Source organism: Natrinema zhouii, assembly GCF_013456555.2.
Lineage (GTDB): Archaea > Halobacteriota > Halobacteria > Halobacteriales > Natrialbaceae > Natrinema > Natrinema zhouii.
This window is the reverse complement of the sequence record NZ_CP084882.1, coordinates 437,718-457,693: the sequence shown is the minus strand read 5'-3', so window position 1 is coordinate 457,693 and position 19,976 is coordinate 437,718. Positions and strand designations below refer to the sequence as shown.

24 protein-coding genes and 3 pseudogenes are annotated in these 19,976 nt (G+C 50.6%); 13 read left to right on the top strand and 14 right to left on the bottom strand.

What is annotated here, in order from left to right; translation table 11 throughout:
* Positions 1-656: 656 nt before the first annotated feature.
* Positions 657-893 carry a DeoR family transcriptional regulator gene (locus tag HYG81_RS39950; protein WP_226777689.1) on the bottom strand — a complete coding sequence of 79 codons (237 nt, stop codon included), beginning with the start codon at positions 891-893 and terminating at the stop codon, positions 657-659.
* Between the two features lie 123 nt (positions 894-1,016).
* Between HYG81_RS39950 and HYG81_RS39945 the strand changes: the two genes are divergently transcribed.
* The 5 genes from HYG81_RS39945 to HYG81_RS39925 all read left to right on the top strand — a co-directional run bounded on the left by HYG81_RS39945 (position 1,017) and on the right by HYG81_RS39925 (position 3,587).
* Complete coding sequence (locus HYG81_RS39945; protein WP_226777688.1) at positions 1,017-1,652, top strand: DUF7504 family protein; 636 nt, start codon at positions 1,017-1,019, stop codon at positions 1,650-1,652.
* Between the two features lie 14 nt (positions 1,653-1,666).
* Positions 1,667-1,906, top strand: a complete 240-nt coding sequence (locus HYG81_RS39940) for a HalOD1 output domain-containing protein (protein WP_226777687.1) — start codon at positions 1,667-1,669, stop codon at positions 1,904-1,906.
* Between the two features lie 319 nt (positions 1,907-2,225).
* The gene (locus HYG81_RS39935) at positions 2,226-2,870 is read left to right on the top strand and encodes a helix-turn-helix domain-containing protein (RefSeq protein WP_226777686.1); all 645 of its coding nucleotides are present in this window, start codon (positions 2,226-2,228) and stop codon (positions 2,868-2,870) included.
* Between the two features lie 49 nt (positions 2,871-2,919).
* Positions 2,920-3,219, top strand: a complete 300-nt coding sequence (locus tag HYG81_RS39930) for a HalOD1 output domain-containing protein (protein WP_226777685.1) — start codon at positions 2,920-2,922, stop codon at positions 3,217-3,219.
* Positions 3,216-3,587 carry a DUF7522 family protein gene (locus HYG81_RS39925; RefSeq protein WP_226777684.1) on the top strand — a complete coding sequence of 124 codons (372 nt, stop codon included), beginning with the start codon at positions 3,216-3,218 and terminating at the stop codon, positions 3,585-3,587. The genes HYG81_RS39930 and HYG81_RS39925 overlap by 4 nt, the downstream gene beginning before the upstream one ends.
* Before the next feature lie 37 nt (positions 3,588-3,624).
* Here the strand turns inward: HYG81_RS39925 and HYG81_RS39920 are convergent, their stop codons facing one another.
* Positions 3,625-3,873, bottom strand: a complete 249-nt coding sequence (locus tag HYG81_RS39920; protein WP_226777683.1) for a MarR family transcriptional regulator — start codon at positions 3,871-3,873, stop codon at positions 3,625-3,627.
* Between the two features lie 123 nt (positions 3,874-3,996).
* Between HYG81_RS39920 and HYG81_RS39915 the strand changes: the two genes are divergently transcribed.
* A complete protein-coding gene (locus HYG81_RS39915) occupies positions 3,997-4,182 on the top strand; it encodes a hypothetical protein (protein ID WP_226777682.1) in 186 nt (61 codons plus the stop codon).
* 48 nt (positions 4,183-4,230) lie between these two features.
* Positions 4,231-4,479 carry a HalOD1 output domain-containing protein gene (locus HYG81_RS39910; RefSeq protein ID WP_226777681.1) on the top strand — a complete coding sequence of 83 codons (249 nt, stop codon included), beginning with the start codon at positions 4,231-4,233 and terminating at the stop codon, positions 4,477-4,479.
* 115 nt (positions 4,480-4,594) lie between these two features.
* Here the strand turns inward: HYG81_RS39910 and HYG81_RS39905 are convergent, their stop codons facing one another.
* Both HYG81_RS39905 and HYG81_RS39900 read right to left on the bottom strand, forming a co-directional pair.
* Entirely contained in the window at positions 4,595-4,981 is a 387-nt protein-coding gene (locus HYG81_RS39905) for a MaoC family dehydratase (RefSeq protein ID WP_226777680.1), read from the bottom strand.
* A 667-nt stretch (positions 4,982-5,648) separates the two neighbouring features.
* The gene (locus tag HYG81_RS39900) at positions 5,649-5,918 is read right to left on the bottom strand and encodes a PadR family transcriptional regulator (protein WP_226777975.1); all 270 of its coding nucleotides are present in this window, start codon (positions 5,916-5,918) and stop codon (positions 5,649-5,651) included.
* Between the two features lie 170 nt (positions 5,919-6,088).
* On the opposite strand from HYG81_RS39900, the gene HYG81_RS39895 reads away from it, so the two are divergent.
* The gene (locus tag HYG81_RS39895; RefSeq protein WP_226777679.1) at positions 6,089-6,646 is read left to right on the top strand and encodes a TATA-box-binding protein; all 558 of its coding nucleotides are present in this window, start codon (positions 6,089-6,091) and stop codon (positions 6,644-6,646) included.
* Positions 6,647-6,698: 52 nt separating this feature from the next.
* Positions 6,699-6,857: a DUF7563 family protein gene (locus tag HYG81_RS45875; RefSeq protein ID WP_425607556.1), complete on the top strand. Its 159-nt coding sequence runs from the start codon at positions 6,699-6,701 to the stop codon at positions 6,855-6,857.
* 137 nt (positions 6,858-6,994) lie between these two features.
* On the opposite strand, the gene HYG81_RS39890 is transcribed toward HYG81_RS45875, so the two are convergent.
* The 6 genes and pseudogenes from HYG81_RS39890 to HYG81_RS45595 form a co-directional block, all read right to left on the bottom strand.
* Positions 6,995-7,279, bottom strand: coding sequence for a hypothetical protein (locus tag HYG81_RS39890; RefSeq protein WP_226777678.1), 285 nt, complete (start codon positions 7,277-7,279; stop codon positions 6,995-6,997).
* Positions 7,276-7,818, bottom strand: coding sequence for a hypothetical protein (locus tag HYG81_RS39885; protein WP_226777677.1), 543 nt, complete (start codon positions 7,816-7,818; stop codon positions 7,276-7,278). The genes HYG81_RS39890 and HYG81_RS39885 overlap by 4 nt, the downstream gene beginning before the upstream one ends.
* Positions 7,819-8,315: 497 nt before the next feature.
* On the bottom strand, positions 8,316-9,596 hold the full coding sequence (locus tag HYG81_RS39880; RefSeq protein WP_226777676.1) for a tyrosine-type recombinase/integrase: 1,281 nt from the start codon (positions 9,594-9,596) through the stop codon (positions 8,316-8,318).
* Between the two features lie 5 nt (positions 9,597-9,601).
* Complete coding sequence (locus HYG81_RS39875) at positions 9,602-10,192, bottom strand: hypothetical protein (RefSeq protein ID WP_226777675.1); 591 nt, start codon at positions 10,190-10,192, stop codon at positions 9,602-9,604.
* 105 nt (positions 10,193-10,297) lie between these two features.
* Positions 10,298-11,023: pseudogene (locus HYG81_RS39870) on the bottom strand (competence/damage-inducible protein A).
* A 274-nt stretch (positions 11,024-11,297) separates the two neighbouring features.
* On the bottom strand, positions 11,298-11,438 hold the full coding sequence (locus HYG81_RS45595; protein WP_340674442.1) for a zinc ribbon domain-containing protein: 141 nt from the start codon (positions 11,436-11,438) through the stop codon (positions 11,298-11,300).
* Positions 11,439-11,815: 377 nt separating this feature from the next.
* On the opposite strand from HYG81_RS45595, the gene HYG81_RS39865 reads away from it, so the two are divergent.
* Positions 11,816-12,043, top strand: a complete 228-nt coding sequence (locus HYG81_RS39865; protein ID WP_226777674.1) for a hypothetical protein — start codon at positions 11,816-11,818, stop codon at positions 12,041-12,043.
* Positions 12,044-12,651: 608 nt separating this feature from the next.
* On the opposite strand, the gene HYG81_RS39860 is transcribed toward HYG81_RS39865, so the two are convergent.
* A complete protein-coding gene (locus tag HYG81_RS39860; RefSeq protein WP_226777673.1) occupies positions 12,652-13,242 on the bottom strand; it encodes a hypothetical protein in 591 nt (196 codons plus the stop codon).
* A 509-nt stretch (positions 13,243-13,751) separates the two neighbouring features.
* Here HYG81_RS39860 and HYG81_RS39855 point away from each other — a divergent pair.
* Positions 13,752-14,602 (top strand): annotated as a pseudogene (locus HYG81_RS39855) (formate/nitrite transporter family protein).
* 369 nt (positions 14,603-14,971) lie between these two features.
* Positions 14,972-15,310 (top strand): annotated as a pseudogene (locus HYG81_RS39850) (heavy metal translocating P-type ATPase); the annotation flags it as partial.
* Between the two features lie 73 nt (positions 15,311-15,383).
* Here HYG81_RS39850 and HYG81_RS39845 read toward each other — a convergent pair.
* From HYG81_RS39845 to HYG81_RS39835, 3 genes are all read right to left on the bottom strand, one after another.
* Entirely contained in the window at positions 15,384-15,539 is a 156-nt protein-coding gene (locus HYG81_RS39845) for a hypothetical protein (protein WP_226777672.1), read from the bottom strand.
* A 1,617-nt stretch (positions 15,540-17,156) separates the two neighbouring features.
* Complete coding sequence (locus HYG81_RS39840) at positions 17,157-18,122, bottom strand: transcription initiation factor IIB (RefSeq protein WP_226777671.1); 966 nt, start codon at positions 18,120-18,122, stop codon at positions 17,157-17,159.
* A gap of 142 nt (positions 18,123-18,264) precedes the next feature.
* A complete protein-coding gene (locus HYG81_RS39835; protein ID WP_226777670.1) occupies positions 18,265-18,510 on the bottom strand; it encodes a hypothetical protein in 246 nt (81 codons plus the stop codon).
* 753 nt (positions 18,511-19,263) lie between these two features.
* Here HYG81_RS39835 and HYG81_RS39830 point away from each other — a divergent pair.
* Positions 19,264-19,953, top strand: coding sequence for a helix-turn-helix domain-containing protein (locus HYG81_RS39830; protein WP_226777669.1), 690 nt, complete (start codon positions 19,264-19,266; stop codon positions 19,951-19,953).
* Positions 19,954-19,976: the final 23 nt, after the last annotated feature.

Here is a 19,976-nt window from a genome sequence, read left to right as displayed (position 1 = left end):
TAGCCCGTCGGCTCATCGAAAAATGAAAGTCTTTTGACCCATGGTAACATTTTCGTCAAATAATGGCGCTCTCTGATGTCTGGGGCTTCATCACCAACCTAGTCTCGCCGCGGAATTGACACAATATCTTTCTCATAATTTACGTGACGGCACTATTCACACTGACACAGACTAACACTATTTCACAGGATTCAGTTATGAAATTGACCGCTTGGACAATGTGGGCAGTATTCCTAGCAGGGCCTGTGCAAACCCTTGCCGAAGGCAGGTCGAAAAACAAGTCCGGAAGTGAATCGGCTGATGATTCGGAGAGTGAATCACAAGACAACCAGAGAGGAACACCGAACAGCGTTCAGAGTTGAATCTAGCCAGATATTGAATGTCGGAGTCAGTCAAATCTGAGGCAGATAAAAGACGGTGGCTACGATAATTGCCTCACCAGTACTGACCGTTCACTATGGAGTCCAAAGACATGTGACCCGTTCTATACCGCGCCATTTTGTAAGTATTCATATCATATTGATTGATATCGCCTTTCTGGAGTTTATTCTTTGGAACTTCGATGAGGTATCGATCTCGGTGTCGTTCAACTTTGGCGCTATACAAGCAAAGGAGATTATCTAAAATTTCCATCTGCGTTGCGTGGACCACTGGACTCAAGTGTTTGATTCTACCGCTCGTGGAATCCACCACACAAAGCGCTTGCCAACGTCTTTCATATTGAGCCTCCCTTCTTCTTCAAGCTTTTTCAGTCGCCTCCGAACTGTTTGGAGATGGTAGTCAAAATGCTCTGAGACTTCCTTCGTGGTCACGACCTCTTCCTGCTCAATGAACGCAAGTAAGTCCTCATCTGAATGCTTCTCAACAAAATAGTCGTCTGTATCATTTCCCATACTACGCTACGCCATTCTTGGTAGTGCCGTTCCTTATGCTGAAATGCTACTTTGAACAGTGTTGGTTACAACCTACACTGCTAAACCCCGAGCCTATATGGGAACGGGGAAGATAATGCTCAAATGCAGGGGCTAATCGAGCATGGGGACCGCAGGACAAGGAGAAATTTGAGAAACCATGGGCGCACAACAACAGAGGGGGATGAACCGGAAACAGGGACGAACACATTGGTACTGTCCCCATTGAGCGAATCTAAGGCCATGCCGTGTCTGAATATAGATTCGTATTCATTCGGAGAGACCCCTATCGTGATCGTGGCCTACAACCAATCGTCGAAGCAGATTGTTAATAACTGGCAAGATCTGGAAGGAATACTACCAATAAATATAGGTATCGTCACTGCCGGAGAATTAACACGGTCAGCGTCGTTACAATTCTCCACAGTAGACGTCAAGGGCGAGGGTATTACAACGGTAGAGTCTGAGGATTTAACTGGCCTCGGTACCGCTGTAAGCGGCTACCTCTCGCATTGGGATAACGAGACGGTGAAGGTATGTTTTCACTCACTAACACCGCTCGTTCAGTCTGTAGGTTTCAAACTGGCGTTCAGGTTTCTCCATGTTCTCGTAGGCAGAGTACAGAATACTAAGGCTATTGCGTACTATCATTTGGACCCTACAGCCCACAACGCAGAAACAGTTACATCACTCCAATATCTCTTCGATAGATCAATAGGGCTTGATGCCAACCGGAAATAACTCGTTCATATCCCATGAGCTACACAACCGAAAAGAAAAAAGACGAAACGTACTGTCATGCAATCATTCGTGCAGTAGCTGCTGTTGAAGATCGAGAACGGACAAATATCTATCCACCGCTCTACAATAGTGTTGATCCAGAAGCGCTAGATAAATTGTTTCATGCAGAGAAAGGACGAGTGACTTTTTCCTATCATGGTTACGAGGTTGCCGTAAAAGGTAGCGGTGAAATTCATCTCCGAGAGATCGATTAATAATCTTTCGTATATGACTCATGGATTTTTCTGGAAAAATAACCCCCATCCAAATTGATCGTTCGGGGTTCGACTCGACCCCACACGTTGTCCTGTGTGGACCGACATCGGCGTGTGGGCGCGTTTCGATAACGAACAGGTGGTATAACATCGAAAAAACGAACAGTATTATGAGCAATATACGTGGGTTCAATGGATCGGACTTATACAATAATTTGGGAGGCATCTATCTTGCGGACTGTGCCCTGTTGGAACCTACGTTACCCATTGGTCTGCATATCAGTACTAATAAATTGACTTTCACTATAAATGTTAACTCATGAGTGTTATTGCTGAGTTCACAATCCCACTTGCTGGACTACCTGGCAAGCAAATTTTCGACTCACTCCCTGATGTGGAGATCGAGTTAGAGCGCATTGTACCGACTAATGAATCTGCGTTACCCTTTTTCTGGGTATGGGGAGGAGATGGAGAGGGCTTTCAGGAAATTGCGGAACAAGTACCTGAGATACAGAATATGTGTCTGCTTAAAGAAGTTCAAAATGGCGCGCTATACAGCGCGGACTGGCATCCTGATGTAGATTTTATTGATATCCTCAAGGAATGCAATTCAGTAATACTCGAAGGTAAGGGGACGACTGATGGCTGGTTCTTTCGACTGCGTGCGGAAGACAGGGAAGATATTACTGACTTTCAACAATCGTTTGCTGAACTCGGAATACGGGTTCAGCTGCAGCGGATCTATGATTTAGAAGAACGTACTGAAGGACGCCATTTAAGCCTTACACGGAAACAGAGAGAAACGTTGACAATGGCCTACGAAGAGGGATATTACGAGGAGCCTCGAGAGGTTTCCCAAGAGGAACTTGGTGAGATGATAGGGATCACCTCACGCGCTGTTTCACATCGGCTTCGGCGAGGGACGAGACAACTCATTGAAAGCACCCTCACTTATACCCTGTAAATAGGGAATCTGCCTATTTAGAAAGAGAGCGAGTTGGTGTACTGGTGAAATGGTTCCCGAAGATAACAGCAACGAACATGATAAAAATAATGAAAGCACGGAAGGAAACGTACATCAGAGTCATTGGAATGAGTCAACGGAGCGACCAAGTATGGTTGTCATCCGGTCATTAGCAGCATGCTCTGGAAAAGATCCACTAACATTAGACCCAATTAACCACAGTGCTGATCTTGAGGCGTTAGACAAGCTATTCGGAAATGGAAAAACCGATATCAGTGTCTCATTTTCTGTAGATCAGTACGAAATCACGATTACTGAGGGATGTATTGAGGTGAGAGAGTGTCCATGAAAGAACTTGCCACTGAGATTCACAACGTCTTGGATCGTATTGTCGGGCCTGATCTGAAAGCACTTGGGTATTATACACCAGACGATTATGGAGCGATCTATCTTTGTGACGAGATGCGTGACGAGTACACAGAAGACGAGGTTGAAGCCATCCTCAAAAATGCCCTACTCGAGACAATCAGCCAACCTGCGCACGAGGATCTACATGACGAGAGACTATATGTAACAATCCGAGTCTTCGAGAAAAAGGCTGACATTACGATAACAACCGGAGAAAATTCTGGAGTGATTTTTGCACTCGATCCAGAAGGCGAATACTCCTATCAAGAAATTATTGATACGGTGTACGAAACAGTCGATTTGGACTAACGCACTAAGCGGGTACTCTGTTAAGAGATGAGGGAGATTACTCTGATAGTGAATATAGCTTCTGACGGGCATCTTGAAAGCTCATTCTCTGCACTATCACCCCCTCTTCCTCGAGTCTTGCGATAGCATATCGGACAGTTCGAGCCGCTAAAAGCGTCTCCTCTACAAGTTGTTTTTGGGTGAGTTCGTCTTCGTATTTGAGGACTCTATACACCAGTTTTGCGCTGGGTGGCAATTCCCCAAGTGCAGTTTTCTCTGTAGTATGGGTCACGAGGTATGCTATCATTCCCTTCTAATTGGGCGGCTTAGAGAGTTTCGGTTCATTCATCAGATGCCTTCGGATTTTAACAAGTAAACACTCGACACGGCTTTCGGCATTTACTTATATCATGTCACATGATGGCACAGTATGGTAGTGCGAATAAATGTAGAAGACGAAGCCGCCATCGAACTATCTAATATTGATGTCACTGTATATGGTGATTCTATAGAATTTTCGGTAGACGGAACAATTTCGGAGGTGCCAGACGAGATCCTGACCGAACTCTCAGGCGAACAGCTATCGCCAGTAGAAATATCTTTCAGGCAAAAATAATATATCGGAACAACTATCTTAGGCTAGCCTAAGCGTAATACTATACAGATGACGGAACACGAAGCAGAGACCTTCTCAAATACTCCTAATAGCATCCAAATTGTTGAAACCATTGCTGAGCAAGATGGCAGAGATCCGACCGAGGTTGACTTCACGCTGAATGACCATGTGGATCCTGATGCGCTTAATTCACTCCTTGAGACCGGATCTGAAGGATTAGTTGTCACGTTTACAATTGACGACAAAGTCGTTACAGTCGCCAAGGATGGGACAATCGAAATAACAGACGAAGAGTAGCCAGCTGGTTTTTCAACAGCAAGAGGGAGCCATAGAACACTTCGCATAGCGTTCCTTTCGCTCAATTTGGACCGAACTATCCGTTCACTACACGCACGTATATCCGTTAATCGAGTTACTCGTCTTTCCAAATAATTCCGTTAGTTGCCGAGGTCAACACAGTCTCATCATCCGCGTTCTCACAAACAACGTCTGACGTGAATTCGTAACGGTCATCTCGTTCCTTAACTGTGTCAAACGTTGATCGACACGTGATTGGTTCGCCAGTGTAGACCGGCTGATGAAAGTTGAATTCCATCGTACTGGCTAACACTTCGTTGTCGCTACCCAGTTTCGTCGGCAGAGTCGCGGTCAATAATCCCTGCACCATCACCTGTCCGTCTTCATCCGGCTCGGTATGACGGGGTTGATCGTCACCAGTGAGTTCTGCAAACTGCTGCACATCTTTAACTGTAAACGTTCGCTCAAATGTTCTCGTCTCACCTTCAGTTGGCTGAGTCATCGGAATCGACTTCGAGAAAGAGACTCGTAGTATAACAAGATAACGTTGACGAGATAAACGAGTTGTCTGCATGCAACGTTCCCTTCCGCTACTGACGCGCAGTCTGGGAATTGCTTGGCTATACTGAGCAAGATGTGCTTCACCTATACTTATCGAATCAGGGTGCCTACATAGTAGGTGTGAGAGCTGTACTATGACACCCTCCTTAACTGATTAACGCTCGGTACTCATCCTCCAACTCAACCAGATACATCTCCGAACTAATCCATCCATCCCAATCACCCAATTAGAACAAACACCTGCAAGCTCCGAACATATCTCAAACAATCCCCTCATCAAACCCTCACTCCCGATCCACTAACTGCACCTCACGGGAGATCCTAGTACAAGACTCAATATTTTATACCACAGCCGGCTTACGAGATTTATGCAAGAACGCGGCCTTCACATTCTCGAGTTTCCTGCGGATCACCACACGCCCATCTCAACCTAATCTCTCTTCGGTAGCTCACTACCCCTCTGCTTTAACCATTGACCAACTCCTTACCGTGGATCTTCAGACCTGGTGAGACTGACGCCGATTCTAAACCAACCATACCACATAGTATCCTATGTAACTTGCTTAACAGCACCTATGAAAACAGAGACGACTTCTCCGTAGAATATTTTAGAGATACTCCTCCTCCCACTCAAGGCGCTCACTGATCAACTCCGCCCCATCATCAGTAATCTCATAGAAGTTAGTCCGACGATCCAGCTGGCCTTTCTCGACAAGTTCTTTGTTGACAAGGATATCCAAGTTCGGATACAGCCGCCCATGGTTAATATCCGTACTATAGTATGTCTCAACCTCATCCTTCACATCTTGGCCAGATGGCTGGTCAGTGCCAGCAATCACGTACAACAGATCTCGCTGGAATCCCGTCAAATCGTGCATTGGCAGGTACTCAAATACTCTCATCGGTCAAGCAGCTAATCGTAACTCGCCACATACATCCTATAAGCCTCTCTCTACACGCCCTACAAGCTGCTTCTACGATTTCTACGGTAGTTGCGTAGCCGCCTCCGGAATTTATAACCCATCTACAACCTCTAGTCTATCTACCGATGACAGATCTGATAGATACCCTCTCTACAGAGAATGTGGTTGCTTCTACTAGTATTGACCAAGAACTCAACTTAGAAGCATTATCAAACGATCTTAACGGAGTAGACTATAATCCAGAGCAATTCCCCGGCTTAGTCTACAGAACACAGAACCCAAAAGCCGCATCTCTGATTTTCCGCTCTGGAAAATTGGTCTGTACCGGAGCATCCTCAGTCGATGATGTGAACTCCGCTATTTCCATAACCTTCGAACAACTCCAAGAGCTAGGGATCGAGATATCAGATGATCCCGAGATCATCGTTCAGAATATTGTGACTAGCGGAGATCTAGGGGGTACATTGAACTTGAACGGGGCTGCTATCGGGCTTGGGTTAGAACATATTGAGTATGAGCCAGAGCAATTCCCTGGATTGGTTTACCGTGGCGAGGATTTAGATGCGGTAGCTCTCCTCTTTGGGAGCGGGAAAATCATAATCACTGGAGGCACGGAAATCGATGAAGCAAAAGACGTTATTCAGAATATTGCCTCAAAGCTTCAAGACTTAGGTCTGCTGTAAAGTAGAAATGATCAATATATCCCAAAGGCTACCGAACCAGAGATGAAAGGAGATGCCTGAATGTCAAAATTGCGGCACTCATGTTACTGTACAATATGCTCGTGTGTTCACTCCGGATGGCGTTGATGAACCACGGGTCTGTCCACAGTGTCCCGATAAACTTCGAGATGGCGCAATTATTCGGGAGGCAAAATCACAACGCCGGGGATAGAATACACCGTACTCTACACCGGACATGGCAGTCCGTTTTTCTTCAACTTGATCTCGGCTGACTTCCGCGGTTGCTATAGGACGCTTACTAAGCAAGATAGGGAACAGAAGGTATACCTTAGGCCACCCTCTATTCTATTAGAACTGGTTCATCACCTTTCTTGCAATTTGTTCAGCTTCTTCCCCACGCTCTACATCCATCCCGACAGCAATCTCTTTGACCCCTTCACATGGATCAATCAGAATCACCCGGTGAGCGTTAGCAAAGCCCGGCTGTTCGTAAGTCTTGTACGGATTCACTCTCACTTCCGCTCCCGACTCTTCGTGATCGAATCGAGCGATCAGCTTGAAGTTCCCGGAGAATTTGTATGTGGTAACTTCCCATCCTTCAGGAAGATCATCTGGTGGCTCTGCTTTTCTCATCGTTTCCCCTCTACCTTCGCAAGTCCCTCTTCAAGCGTGCCCTCAAACCGCCAGTCTGCGAGTTCAAATGCTCGTTCTGTCTCCTCTCGAGAATCCCGAGGGAAATCATCGCGTCCTGCTATCTTGACTCGCCAATCTAAGTACTTCGTGTCTGAGACCTCCACCACGTAGAGGAAATCCTCATCTCCGTGGATCCCGCTTGCTGGGTCTTCTACGCCGTGGCCGAGAAGATAGGATGGAGTTGGCGAACACTCCTTCCAAGAGTCAACCTTGAGGACTTCAGCAACCGATTTCGGCGATTCGTTGTAACTCCCACTCTTGTCTCTGAAGGACTGTTCCAACGACCAAAGCTTGTCTACGAAGACGAATTGAGCAGCCGTATATGCTGCAGTCCTCTTTGCCATTGTTACCTGCAAGAGTCGTTTGAGGTGATCGAGATTCGAGAGGACGTTTTCAGGATTTCCATAGGAATGACGGAAAACCTGAGAAGCGTATTCCGATTCTTCTTCAGTGAACCGGAGTTGACAGCGGCAGCTCATAGCGAATACCTCGTTGGATCAAGATCGGTATTTCTCGAGATTGATCTGACTCGTTTGACCTGATATTCGCCGGTTGCTCGGTCGCTCTCACCCCACGAACAGATCGGACAGCCCTTTCCATGTAATAACTTCTCGCGTTTTCCCATCGACATCTCGTTACAGAGATAGTAGAACCCCCACGGCTCGCCACACAACCCACAAGTAATGTCGTTCATCATTCATTCCCCCATGTCTGTACGACTCGATACGAGTAATTCTCCTGGCTTGGCCCACATACTGCGTGTGTGGGTCGCTATACTATCGGCTAAGCAATTCTTTTGGACTTTCATAGGTAGTAACCTCGAGAATCGGCTGAATTACGCGTTGTATAGCCGATTCAATACTTTCAGAACCACACCAAAACAATCAAATTTTTTAAGAGTAGTTGAGATGAGTTCCAGACTGTGCCGACACAGATGGTTCTCTATTGTGTAGGTGCTCGGCGCAAGATCACATAATTATGACTCGGCGGTGCCACCAGGCCCGAACTTTCGATAGGCCCGTTTCAGGTCTTCCTTCGTGAACCGGAGATATTCTTTCGTCGTGTCGAGAGAATTATGACCCATGATGTCAGCTAAGTTCTTAATGTCCATTCCGTTCTTGAGTGATTGAACAGCGAAGCCATGTCGAAGGCCGTGAGGAGTGATCTTATGCCGAGGATTTCCATTTGCGTCTATATACATCGTCTCCTGAATTCCAGCTGCTTCCGCAGCCTGGAGCACGGTACGATTGATCTGCTGAGGGTGGAGTTGTTCACTTTGCTCAGTCAGGAATATATAGGGTGACTCTTCGGCGTACATCGAGCTATTTCGGAGGCCGCCATCAAGCCAGATATTCAACCGATCACTGAGATCTGATTGATAGAAGACAGTCCGGTTCTTCCCGTTTTTACCTCTTACGTCGATGTAGCCCTCGTCTCTATTCAAATCGCTTATCCTGAGATCCACGACCTCTTGTCTGCGCATCCCTGTCTGCCACATCAATTCTATCATCAGTTCATTTCTGATTGTCGGGCTAGGTACGTTTTCCAAGAGCAGGTCTTTTTGCTCCGATGTGATGTAGAAAATCTCCTCTTTCAACTCCTCGCTCTTCCGAGAGGGTTGTTTGTAATCGACGATGTCTGCTTTGTCCAGGTTCACATCGTCTGCTGGATTTTCGTCTAGGCTTTTCTCTTTTTCATGAAGAAAGGTCAGCAAGGTCGAGACTGTCGAGTACCTATCTATGACCGTTCCATTCGAGTAGCCTTTGCCAGTGAGGTAGATCGCGTAATCCTCGAGATCGAGCGGTTCCACCTCAACCAATTCGCTCTGGGGATCCCGTTCAAGCCACTCTGAGAAGAGGATGAGTCCATATTCTCTCGTTTGAATCGTCGTCTTTGCTTTTGTTGCTCGCACTCGCCTGAGGAATTTCGTTGCCTCATCAAGAACGAGACACTCTACGACATCGACGTTCTCGCATGGGTTGGTAGTGACCCTCCCTTCCTCCGCCAGATAGCCGTAGTATCTTGTGAGACTCCAGAACACGGTATTCCTGATCTCGTTGTAGGGCTGTTCCCAGTTGTGCTTGAGCCACACAACGAACTCTCTCAGATTAGTCCCTGTGACCGTTTCAGCTTCCAGTTCAGTGGTATCGAGCCACTGAGAATAGAGGGTGAGGGCCGTCGTATGGGACTCAATCGTAGACGCTGCTAATCGGCGCTCTTTGCACTCTTCGATGAAGGTGTCTTCAGAAGCTATCATTGTGCTCACTCTCGTTTGTAGTAGTGAACGATCTCGTCCTCACTCTCTGTTTGACAGATTGAGTGAGTCGTATTCCGCAATCGTTGGACAGCCATCTCGACAGCGGATTCGTCTGCGTCCAGATGTTGAGCCAGATCTTCAACCGAACCAGTATTTCCAGGCTTCCCCTCCAGCTTCTTCGCCTCTGCTTTGTGGATATCGTGGATCGAGGTAGGTAGTTGCTGATAGACGCGAGTAACCAACTCGTCAAGGTCATCATCACCATAGCGGTTAGCTTCGATAGCTGAAAGCCGCCGATCCATCGAACTGAGTTTGGTGGTAATCCCACTCAGCTTCTCGAGAATCTCCTCTGATGAATCGTCTTGTTGATACGGAGATTGGGGTTCGCCATCATTGGCCTCTGCTTGAGCTATCTCTTTTTCGGCTGCCGTTCTGAGGAAGTGCGAGAGGGTTGCATAATCGCTTTTCTCGACAAACGACTCCCATCCTATCTTCTTTGCATCATTAACTCTAAAGTTGACCTGTTGCTTTTCATTATCTTGATTAAGATCTTGCTGCCCATTGTTTTCTCTATGTGTCTTTCGGTTATTTGACATACCATATAATGGTACGTTTGCCAATTATATAAAATGTATGGACGTTCATCGACATTCAGAGGATGTATACAGCAGATTTCAGGCGGTAGAACGATTTCTATCCGTTTATACCGAGTCGGGTGTGTTGTCGCTGCTAGAGTCGCGCGAGACGGGTGTTTTGCTCGCGTCGGTGGTGTACAACAGCCAGTCACTGGCGGCGTCCGTTGCCGTAATCTTCAGTCGATTGTGCTTCGCTTCACGATCGGGATAGCAACCGACCGTGACCTCGAATCACTCCATTGCCTCCTCGAGCGCCCGAACGATGTTTGCCTCTGGTTCGACGGTATAGAGGTGAGTGGAACGGAGTTCTCCAGTAAACTCGTCAGCTACGGCCGCGAACATAGCTTTCAGTTCATCGGGAATCCCCGGCAGGACATAGCCGTTCTCGAGAATACAGCCCGGTGAGAGGCCCGCGTCGTTCAATAACGGACGGCTCCGTTCCGGGAGTGCGGCCTCAGCCTCAGTGTCCACGTTGAACTCCTGATCTGGAAGTCGTGCTTCGATTTCGGCCACTCGCTGTTCGACCGGTGATCGGACCAGTTCCGAAATGATCAGTTCGTGGTCGAACGCGTCTGCAACTGCCTCTATCGTCACGTCGTCGGGGGTACCACCGATCTCACCGGTAACGATAACGCCGTCGAACGTCTTGCTGTATGCACTGACATGGTTGGCGATAATTTCACGACCGTCCGGTAGAGTGACGACTCGCGTAACCGAGACACTGCGATCGATAAGCTGTATCGCTAGGCAATTCGCGTTCGTGTTCACAACGTCACCGATATCCCAATTCAGCGGTACAGTGCCGTGGGATTCCCGCGTCTTCAGGCGCGGGAGGATGTCAATCTCAAATATCATAGCCCAGGAAACGGGAGACACGGATCATCGCTGGAAACGGCGGCGGGTGTTGGGCCAAAATCCAGTCGAGGGCGATACACATCGTCCAAATCACGTCATGGGGTGGCAACCTTACTGCTAACTACCTGATTCAAGGGGGACGGCCTGTGTCTACAATTAGGCGGACCAACCCTCCACGAATATACCTCTATCTAAACGTGAAACAGATGCATCAAAATTCATAGCGGACAATATCATCTGCACCACACTCTGGGCAGACCTCAGCATCAGACTCCACTGTTTTCCCGCAGCGGCGGCATTCAAACAAAGTTTGGTGTTGGCTTTGTCCGAAGATGCATTTCCAGTTAAACATAGAAATTAGCCTTGTTCTGGTGTGTATTCCAGCAAATTCTTATGGGGTATTAGAGAACGTGTTTTGGTGACAGGGCGTATGGAAAACGTGACCCCCATTTTGTTCACGTTCTCCAGTGCATTCCTTAGAGTGGCTTTCCCATATAGGTGATCCAACCACAGTGAAAGTAGAGAAGGCTCTGATACTACTCTGAAAGTTCGAGTACAGATTTTATTCACGACGAAACACGGAACGGACGTATTCACTCGCGGTGAGCACGTCACGACCGAGTGCCTTGTCTGTGGCAAGCAACCGACGCTTGTGAAAGGTTTTGGTGACGACCGCGAATGGATCCATATGGGAGACGATCGGAGTTGCACGCTCGAGGTGACCGACCGATGAGTAGCCAAATCCCCGACGGCAAGTACACGAATCTCTACTGTCCAGAGTGCCAAGCCCACCCAGACGATATCGAGGTCGTATTCGACCGCGAGGACTGGTCGGTACTTCGCCACCCCTACTGTCTCACGCCGCTCAACGCAGCGATCGACGCCGACCAGCCGGTCCAGGCACGCCACCCACCAAACGGGACGTTCGACGACCGACTCTTTCAGACCGACGACTAACTGACTGATTTTCACTCGGAACGAGGGGTGTTACACTCGAAATCCGGTGTGTCTCGAAAACACCGCGAGCGGCACGAGTCAGGAAAAACGCCCGCTCGCGGGGTATGGGGTCGGATTGTGTCGCGCGGTTGGAACGCGACATACAGACCAAGGACCGCTATCCTGTTGAATTCGGTGCCTACAGGGATTGGACCGTCGCTAGCCTGTCACTACAATAGCTATCAAGCGCTAGCCGAAAGCCAAGGCTGGCCGTCATGTCTGTCGGTCGGAGGTTGCTCTGAGGTTGCTCTGTTGCCCCCTTCGAGGCCGACTGTCACGGTGACGGCTGCTTTCTGAAAGCCAAATCACGGATCCGGGTCACAACACCGAACACTGTATCTGAACTGATTATGTGGATAAATTGTGTGTATCTTGTATCTGTATATGATCGATATCATGCAGACACGACTCGACGGTGGCGTGAAAGCGCTCGCCGAGTACTGTCGAAAGGATCCGAACGATATCTACGTCGACCGCTGCGATTATGGTGACGCACATCTGAACAACATACTCAAGGCCGGTGCGACGGAGACGAAGACGTTTCGAGAGATGAATCGAATGCTCGAACATTACGCGACGACCGACGTTGTGCCGCTGTTCGAACTTGCCAATTCGCAGCCGTTCTCGGAGTATATGTAGTTTCTCACCCGCTGATATCGGCCCGGGCCACTATCCCACGCGACAGAGATGTCCCACACGGTCGGTTGTGGCGGCCGGCCAAAAAGGGACATCAGAGAACCTCGGTATTCGCGTTTTCCCCTTTCGCCGATGGAATTACGCCTCTCGAGTCTCGACTGTCTCGTATGTCCAACGCCCTTGATCCTGACGACCTCGAGTACGTCGTCGGTCGTGCCCGCCGATTCGATCTCGGCGTCGTCGATACCATACTCGGCGTAGGTGTTTCCGTCGTAGGTTAGTTCGATCGACAGCTCTTCGAAGTTGTCGTTCGAGTCCGTCGTCGCCGTCGTCTCGTAGGTGATCGTTCGGTCCTCGTCTGCGCTCGCGTTGAAGCTGGTGACGGTGTCCGTCCTGTCGCCTGCAAGGTCGCCAGTGCTTGTAACGTCTGCCGCTGCCGAGCCCGCGAACGCTGCCATACCGCCGGCCATAACGACCGACAGGCTGGCGAACAGCGTTGCGACTCTGTGAATGAAGTCTCTCATTAGAGTTGTGTTGAATGGAGTGTGGTTGATTGTCAAACTGTACTCAAGATCCCGGGCAGGGGTAGTAGGGTGGAACTGGAGGCAGAATCGGTGGTGGGACGGTTGGAGGCGGGGGGACCCGACGTCCAATGGATTGAGCCTCTATTTATCGTCATCCTCAGCTCGTTTTTCACCCATCTCGATGTAGCCGCAGTTCGACGGGATGTCGTCGTGTTCTTACATTGTGGGGGATTAGTGCGCTACTCGTTTGTCGCTGAACTCGGAGTCCGTTTGTGGCCGATTAGGCGACGCAATACGATTACTCTCATCGGCACAAATACCGATCGTTCGGGGTTTTGCGGTTCGTCTCCAGACCCCATCACTAGACAATTCATATCTCTCCAGCGCGATCTCGCGGTCAGGTCAACGAGTCGAAAGAAGGGGTGAATGTGAAGGCAACAGAATCTCCCGGATGAGTAATCAGTATTTACACATGACCTTCGCCTGGGACGATCGAGTGAGAACGATGCATGGTCGGGGGAACGTCCGTGAGCGAGAGTGAACCAGGGCCGGACGAGGACTCGTCCGCTGACGGATCAATCGTCACCGAACAGACCCCGACGCCGGAGATTCTTAAATCGCTTATCAGAGCGGAGAACACGAGATACGCCGCGAAACAACGGGGCTCGCACTGTCAGGATTCTCGGCCGGTCTCGACATTGGGTTCGGACCATTGTTAATGGCGGTGATGTTGACGCTCTCACAGGGAGGGTACGGTGATCTCGGAACGGAGTTACTACTGGCGAGCGCGTACTCCATTGGCTTCATCTTCGTCATCCTCGGACGATCGGAACTGTTCACTGAACATACGACTATCGCGGTGATGCCGGTGCTCGCTGGTCGAGCGACGGCCCGTGGACTGGCTCGTCTTTGGGGAGTAATCTACATCAGCAACGTCGTCGGGGATACGCTATTCACGCTGCTCGTCGTTACATTGATGCCGAATTTCGGTGTCGCATCACCGGAAGCATTCGTATCGATCGCGCACAAGCTCGTCAACCATGATCTCGAATGGCTGTTCGTCGCTGGTATCTTTGCGGGCTGGCTGATGGGGCTGGTGGCCTGGCTGGTGACGGCCGCACAGGGAATGGCAGGCCGTGTCCTATTCGTGTGGCTCGTCACCGCGTCGATCGGCATCCTCCACCTCCCCTACTCCATTGCGGGGAATGTGGAGGTACTGTTCGGTCTATTTCTCTCACCGACGGTCACGCTCGCGGATTACATCGCGTTTCTCACCCTCTCTACGCTTGGGAACGCGATCGGCGGCGGCGTGTTTGTCGGACTGTTGAAGTACGGTCACGTCGTCCGCGGCGGAGGCTGAGAAGAACCCGCTATCGCTCGTCGGGTTGATCGTTTGATGCGGACATGTGCGTTAGAATCTGCGGTTAGTCGATGTCGGTGGATTGCGTCGTACATCGGGCGATGGGTGCGCGTGTCTAATTGTAAGGTTTTTCTCCCAAATTGGTTACTATTCGATTAGGTCGTCGCCATCGTCGCGCCAGTCGAGAAAGATTTGGATCTTTCTGAGTCGGTAATCGAACGAATCATCGAGCCACCACGTCCCGCGCTCACGCGCTGTCCACGCGGATCGGACGCTCGACACATGTGAACTGTCGAAGGTGCCGTTTTTGTCCCACTGTAATTCCTTGTCAAGAAACGATCCGAACTCAGCCCCGGAGATTGTATGGGCCGGGACGCGCCGGCGCTCGCGGTCGCCTACGTCGGCACGGCCATCGTCTCGGGAACAGACGTCGCCATCGAGGCTGCGGACATCATCCTAATGCGTGACGATCCGGTGGACATCGTGAAGGCGATCCGCATCTCGGATGCGACGCTCGTGAAGATCAAGCAGAATCTCGTGTGGGCGCTGGGGTACAACACGGCGATGATCCTACTGGCCTCACCCGGCCTGCTCCAGCCCATGCTTGCTGCCGTCGCGATGGCGTTCTCGAGCGTGTCGGTGCTGTCGAACAGCCTGCTGTTCCGCCGGTACACTCCCGACTACAAGCTGTTCGGCCACCTTCGCTGAATGTCCTCCCCTCTCGACGGATGTTCAATATTTCTCGAGGAGGTCATAGACACGTGATATGGGATCTCGACCATCATGGTAAGAATCGTCCCTCCTCGGCGGTACCGTCCGCACTGTGGCGGTCGTAGGGCAGTATCTGTTCCTCGCTGTCCCTGTCTCTGACGGGCAACTGTCGAGAGAGGGGGACGTCTTCGTCGAACGTGTGTTCGTATCCGTCTAGGAGTGACATGATGATCATCTTGGAGAGCGCGTATTGATTGTACACGCTCCCTCCACTCCTCTGAGCGGGTGAGCAACACCACGGTCGATCGCGTCGGAAGCACAGAGGGCTACAGAGAACCCAAGTGGTACAATCGAGAGGCTCTACTGAAATCCTTAGAACATGATAGGTTTGGCACCCTCTGCGGTAAGTACAGGCGGCTCAATTGGTTCACTACGGCAGGCAACGTCGCTACTCGAGGGAGTGTAGGAATCACAGGCAGCAGAGCCGTCCCAGTTGAAGCTGGTATTTAGCAGCCGGTTGAACCGGTGATCGTGGCTACGGGAGCGGAGAGGAAAGGCGTTGCGTCGTCTGCTACGGACAGCTGGATACGTCCCATCTCGAGAATATGAGATGGCCTTGTTTGCTCTGTGGAAGAGTTGTATCGATCCGTTCCTTTTTCTCTCGAGTATAGAGACTATCCCTTTTCGGATGATATTGGGATTAGTTCCGGGGACTGCGACAGGATCGGCGGCAGTGGGGCCTCTACACTTGGAAGTCACAATCTCTGGTATAATTCTGTACTGCTTGGAATGACACGTGACAGGACTAGAGGGGACTGTATCCTGTATTCGACACGGTACTCGAAGGACTGCCACCGTGACGGTCGGCCTCGCAGGGGACAACAGACCAACCTCCGAACGAACGGCAGACGCGATGGCCAGCTCTGGCTTTCGACTAGCACCTGATAGCCGTTATGGTGACTAGCGTCGATTCCAAGTTGCTTGGAATCGGAGTGGGGTTAATATGGGTCCAAGAGAATATACCTCATGTCGCGTATTCCCACACGCGACGCAAACCGATAGGCACCCACCTGCCACCAGTTGTCCGAACTTCTCAACCCTGTCCGGCGGCGGGCTACCCCTCCCGCCGTCGGACCTTCCGCTGGTTGAGCTTTCCTACCGACCACCCACCAATATCTGTTGGCGTTGGACTCAACAGGCTAGCGTGCCTTCTACCACCTGTCGCGTCACCCCCACACGCGACCCACTCGCCGTACCCCCAGCATCTTTCGGCGAGTGGTTTTCAAACGCCGTGTGTCCGGGCCACGAAGTTGATAACACCTGCCATGGTAGCCCCGGGTGTCGCGTCCAAGGTATGCGCGACAGTCTGTTCGATCATCCCGTCCGGCGGTAGTCGTTGCCAGACGCTCTCGCCGGGCTGGGGGCTATTCGGATTTTGGGAGTACGAGCTGGTTAGTGAGAATTATCTTATTCCTCAAGTCCGACAGATCCGATCTCCACCAATATCAAACCATTCGCGATCGTCGCCGAAGTCTTTCACGAGGGCGGCCTTCTTGAGTACCGGAGAGTCGGTCGCTACTCATCGATCGTCCTCCGAAAGTCCATCAATCGCAGCGCCGCGCTCCCGGCGTATTCGACTGCACTCACCGCGATCGAACAGAGTGAGCGAGCGGGCCGACGACCGACCCGTAGGGGAGGGAGGAGTGCTTTTAATAAACATTTTGCTCTGCGCTCCCTCGCTGTCGCTCGGTCGCCCGGAAAAATATTTGCACACCTACGTATCGGTTGGTTTACTGAAATCGGAAGGAAAACAGCCCTCTAAGAATCGTTCTATGACGCCCTCCTAGTCACCAAGTCCCATTGCACCGATTTGTTCTTGATACCGGTTTCGAATGGTAACCTCGGTTACTTGAGCAACATTGGAAACTTCCTTTTGTGTCTTTTTCTCATTACAAAGGAGTGCGCTCGCGTAGATCGCAGCCGCGGCATATCCAGTCGGTGATTTTCCTGACAACATCCCTTTTTCAGCTGTCGTATCAATGATTTCATTTGACTTTGCCTGTACTTCTTCGGATAAGTCAAGCTCAGAACAGAATCGGGGCACGTATTTTTTCGGGTCAACAGGCTCCATCTCAAGATTAAGTTCCTTGGAGAGATACCGATACGTGCGACCAATCTCCATGCGTTCAACGCGTGAGACAGCCGCGACTTCGTCCAGTGACCGCGGAATCCCCTCCATACGACAGGCTGCATACAGTGTACTCGTGGCAACGCCCTCAATTGAGCGTCCGCGAATGAGGTCCTCGCTAAGGGCACGTCGGTAGAGGACGCTAGCGACCTCCCGAACAGATCGAGGGACACCTAACGAAGAGGCCATCCGGTCGGTTTCAGAAAGCGCAAACTGAAGATTTCGTTCGCCAGCATCCTTCGTTCGAATCCGCGTTTGCCATTTCCGCAGCCGATTCATCTGACTCTTCTTTTCTGCAGAGAGGGACCGCCCATAGGCGTCTTTATTTTTCCAGTCGATCGTGGTGGTTAGCCCCTTATCGTGCATCGTCTGGGTCATCGGCGCTCCAACTCGAGATTTGCTCTCCCGTTCCGAGTTATTGAATGCGCGCCATTCCGGGCCGTGATCGATGGCCTCTTCTTCAAGAATCAACCCACAGTCCTCGCAGCTCACTTCGCTCTCATCTGGACTTCTAATGAGTGTACTTGAGTCACATTCAGGGCAGGTCTGAACGTCCTCTTGTTCAGTTGGTTCGCGCTCTGTCTCATCATCACGCTCTTTCTGACGAGTCGGGCGTTCCATCAGTCAATTGTCTGTTGGCTCTCTGGAAGGTTAAACACTCAGGGTAGTACTAATAGATCGGATTGACTGTTGATCGGCTGGTGCAACCAGTAACCGAGACCGTACTCTTCTGGAGTGACTCAAAGTACTGGATATCCCCCCCTTAGACATCCGGCTCACCCTCTGTTCTCTCGAGCGTGAACTGCTCGAGGTAGTCCAGCCCGCGATCGTCTTGGTTGAGGAACTCCTTGATCTCCTCGCGTTCTATCGGCCACGGAAGCGGGATATGCTGGACTGGTTCGGCACTAACTCTAGTGCTGCCGTCTTCATCGAATTGTTCCCACGGGTTAGTTTCGCGACCAAACCAGATCCCCTGGTGACCCTCAACGCCCGGCCCGTCCATGACCATGAGACAGTCGTACGTCTCCTCCTTTTCCTCCTCGTCATTGCCGCTCTGAGCGCTCTCGTATCACTCGTCGGAGCAAAAGCATCGGAGCGGCTGTGTGGTCACATGCGCTGGTTTCCCGCGGAAGGTTCCACGATAGGCAGTCCCACTCTCGGCCGCTGCGGATCCACGAACTGCGATAGTCGTCAGTCATCGGTTTAGCACACCACACCTCCGTTGCGACCGATCCCATCAATCGGCATGTCTCGAGCCCAGAGCGTCGCCGTACACGAACAGGACTCATTGTCGGTCGGCCAGACGCCACAGTCGGGACAGGCGTCGCGAGATTCGGCGTAGTGATCGTCGAAGCGCTGTCGACGAGGTCGATTAGATAGTGGCACGGTCCCATTCTGCGGAACTACTCGTGAAACACGCGGTAAGTACAGGCGAACGATGGAACGCTGTAGGTTGCACTCTACCAAGTCACTGTCAAGATCCATATATTAAATAACATCTACTATATCATCCATCGACTGCGGTGGTGACACGCTATTAGTTATGGTTCCGTAATCCAGCTAATGGGATCAATGGGGATTCAATACCTCTGGTGTGATGCACCCCGTCAGAAGTCCGTATGAAAAAAGCACATCTGTTGAGTGAGAACCTAATGCAGTCAGTTGATACTGAATGGAGGAGACGTAGACAGGAGTTGTCGCCCCCTTTCTATGGCGTGATCAAAGCGCCCACGTCATGCGATCCATACCCGAGAGGTGACAAATGAGCCTGATCGCCGAGTTCAGCATCGTCTCTCCGCTCATAAAAGAAGCCAGAGTAGCCCCAGAGATGGTGCTTCATACTGAAGACATACATATGACGCAATCGGGGGAGGGAAAACACGTCTTCTGGGCTTCTGGTGACGATTTCGACACCTTCGAATCAGCGCTCCAAGCTGATCCCACTACCAAAGAGTATACCTGTCTCACTGAACTCGGTGACCGACGCTTATATCGTGTGACATACACTGAGGACGCTGTAGAGGAGTTATTGTATCCAAAAGCGGCTATGCATGATATTGTTTATCTCGATCTTACAATCTCACCTGAGGAGTCTCACATTCGTGCTCGCATCCCCACTCTGGAGGCGCTAAAAACATATCGTGAAACCTGCAAAGAGGAAGGAATTCCGTTTCACCTTCACCGTCTCTATCAGGAAGAGCCTGATGACCCGGCTGAACGGTTCGAATTGACTCCTGCACAGTACGAAGTGCTCGTTCGAGCACATGAACGTGGCTACTTTAGCAATCCACGCTGCGTCACGCTCGAAGAGTTGGCCGATGAGTTCGATGTTTCGTCGTCTGCACTTGGGCGGCGACTGCGACGAGCACTAGACACACTCATTGAACAGACGGTCCGTTCAGACACCGACGTTATCACTGATCAATCATCGTCTGAACGAGATGCCACTTAAACACGTAGATACTGACTACGGAG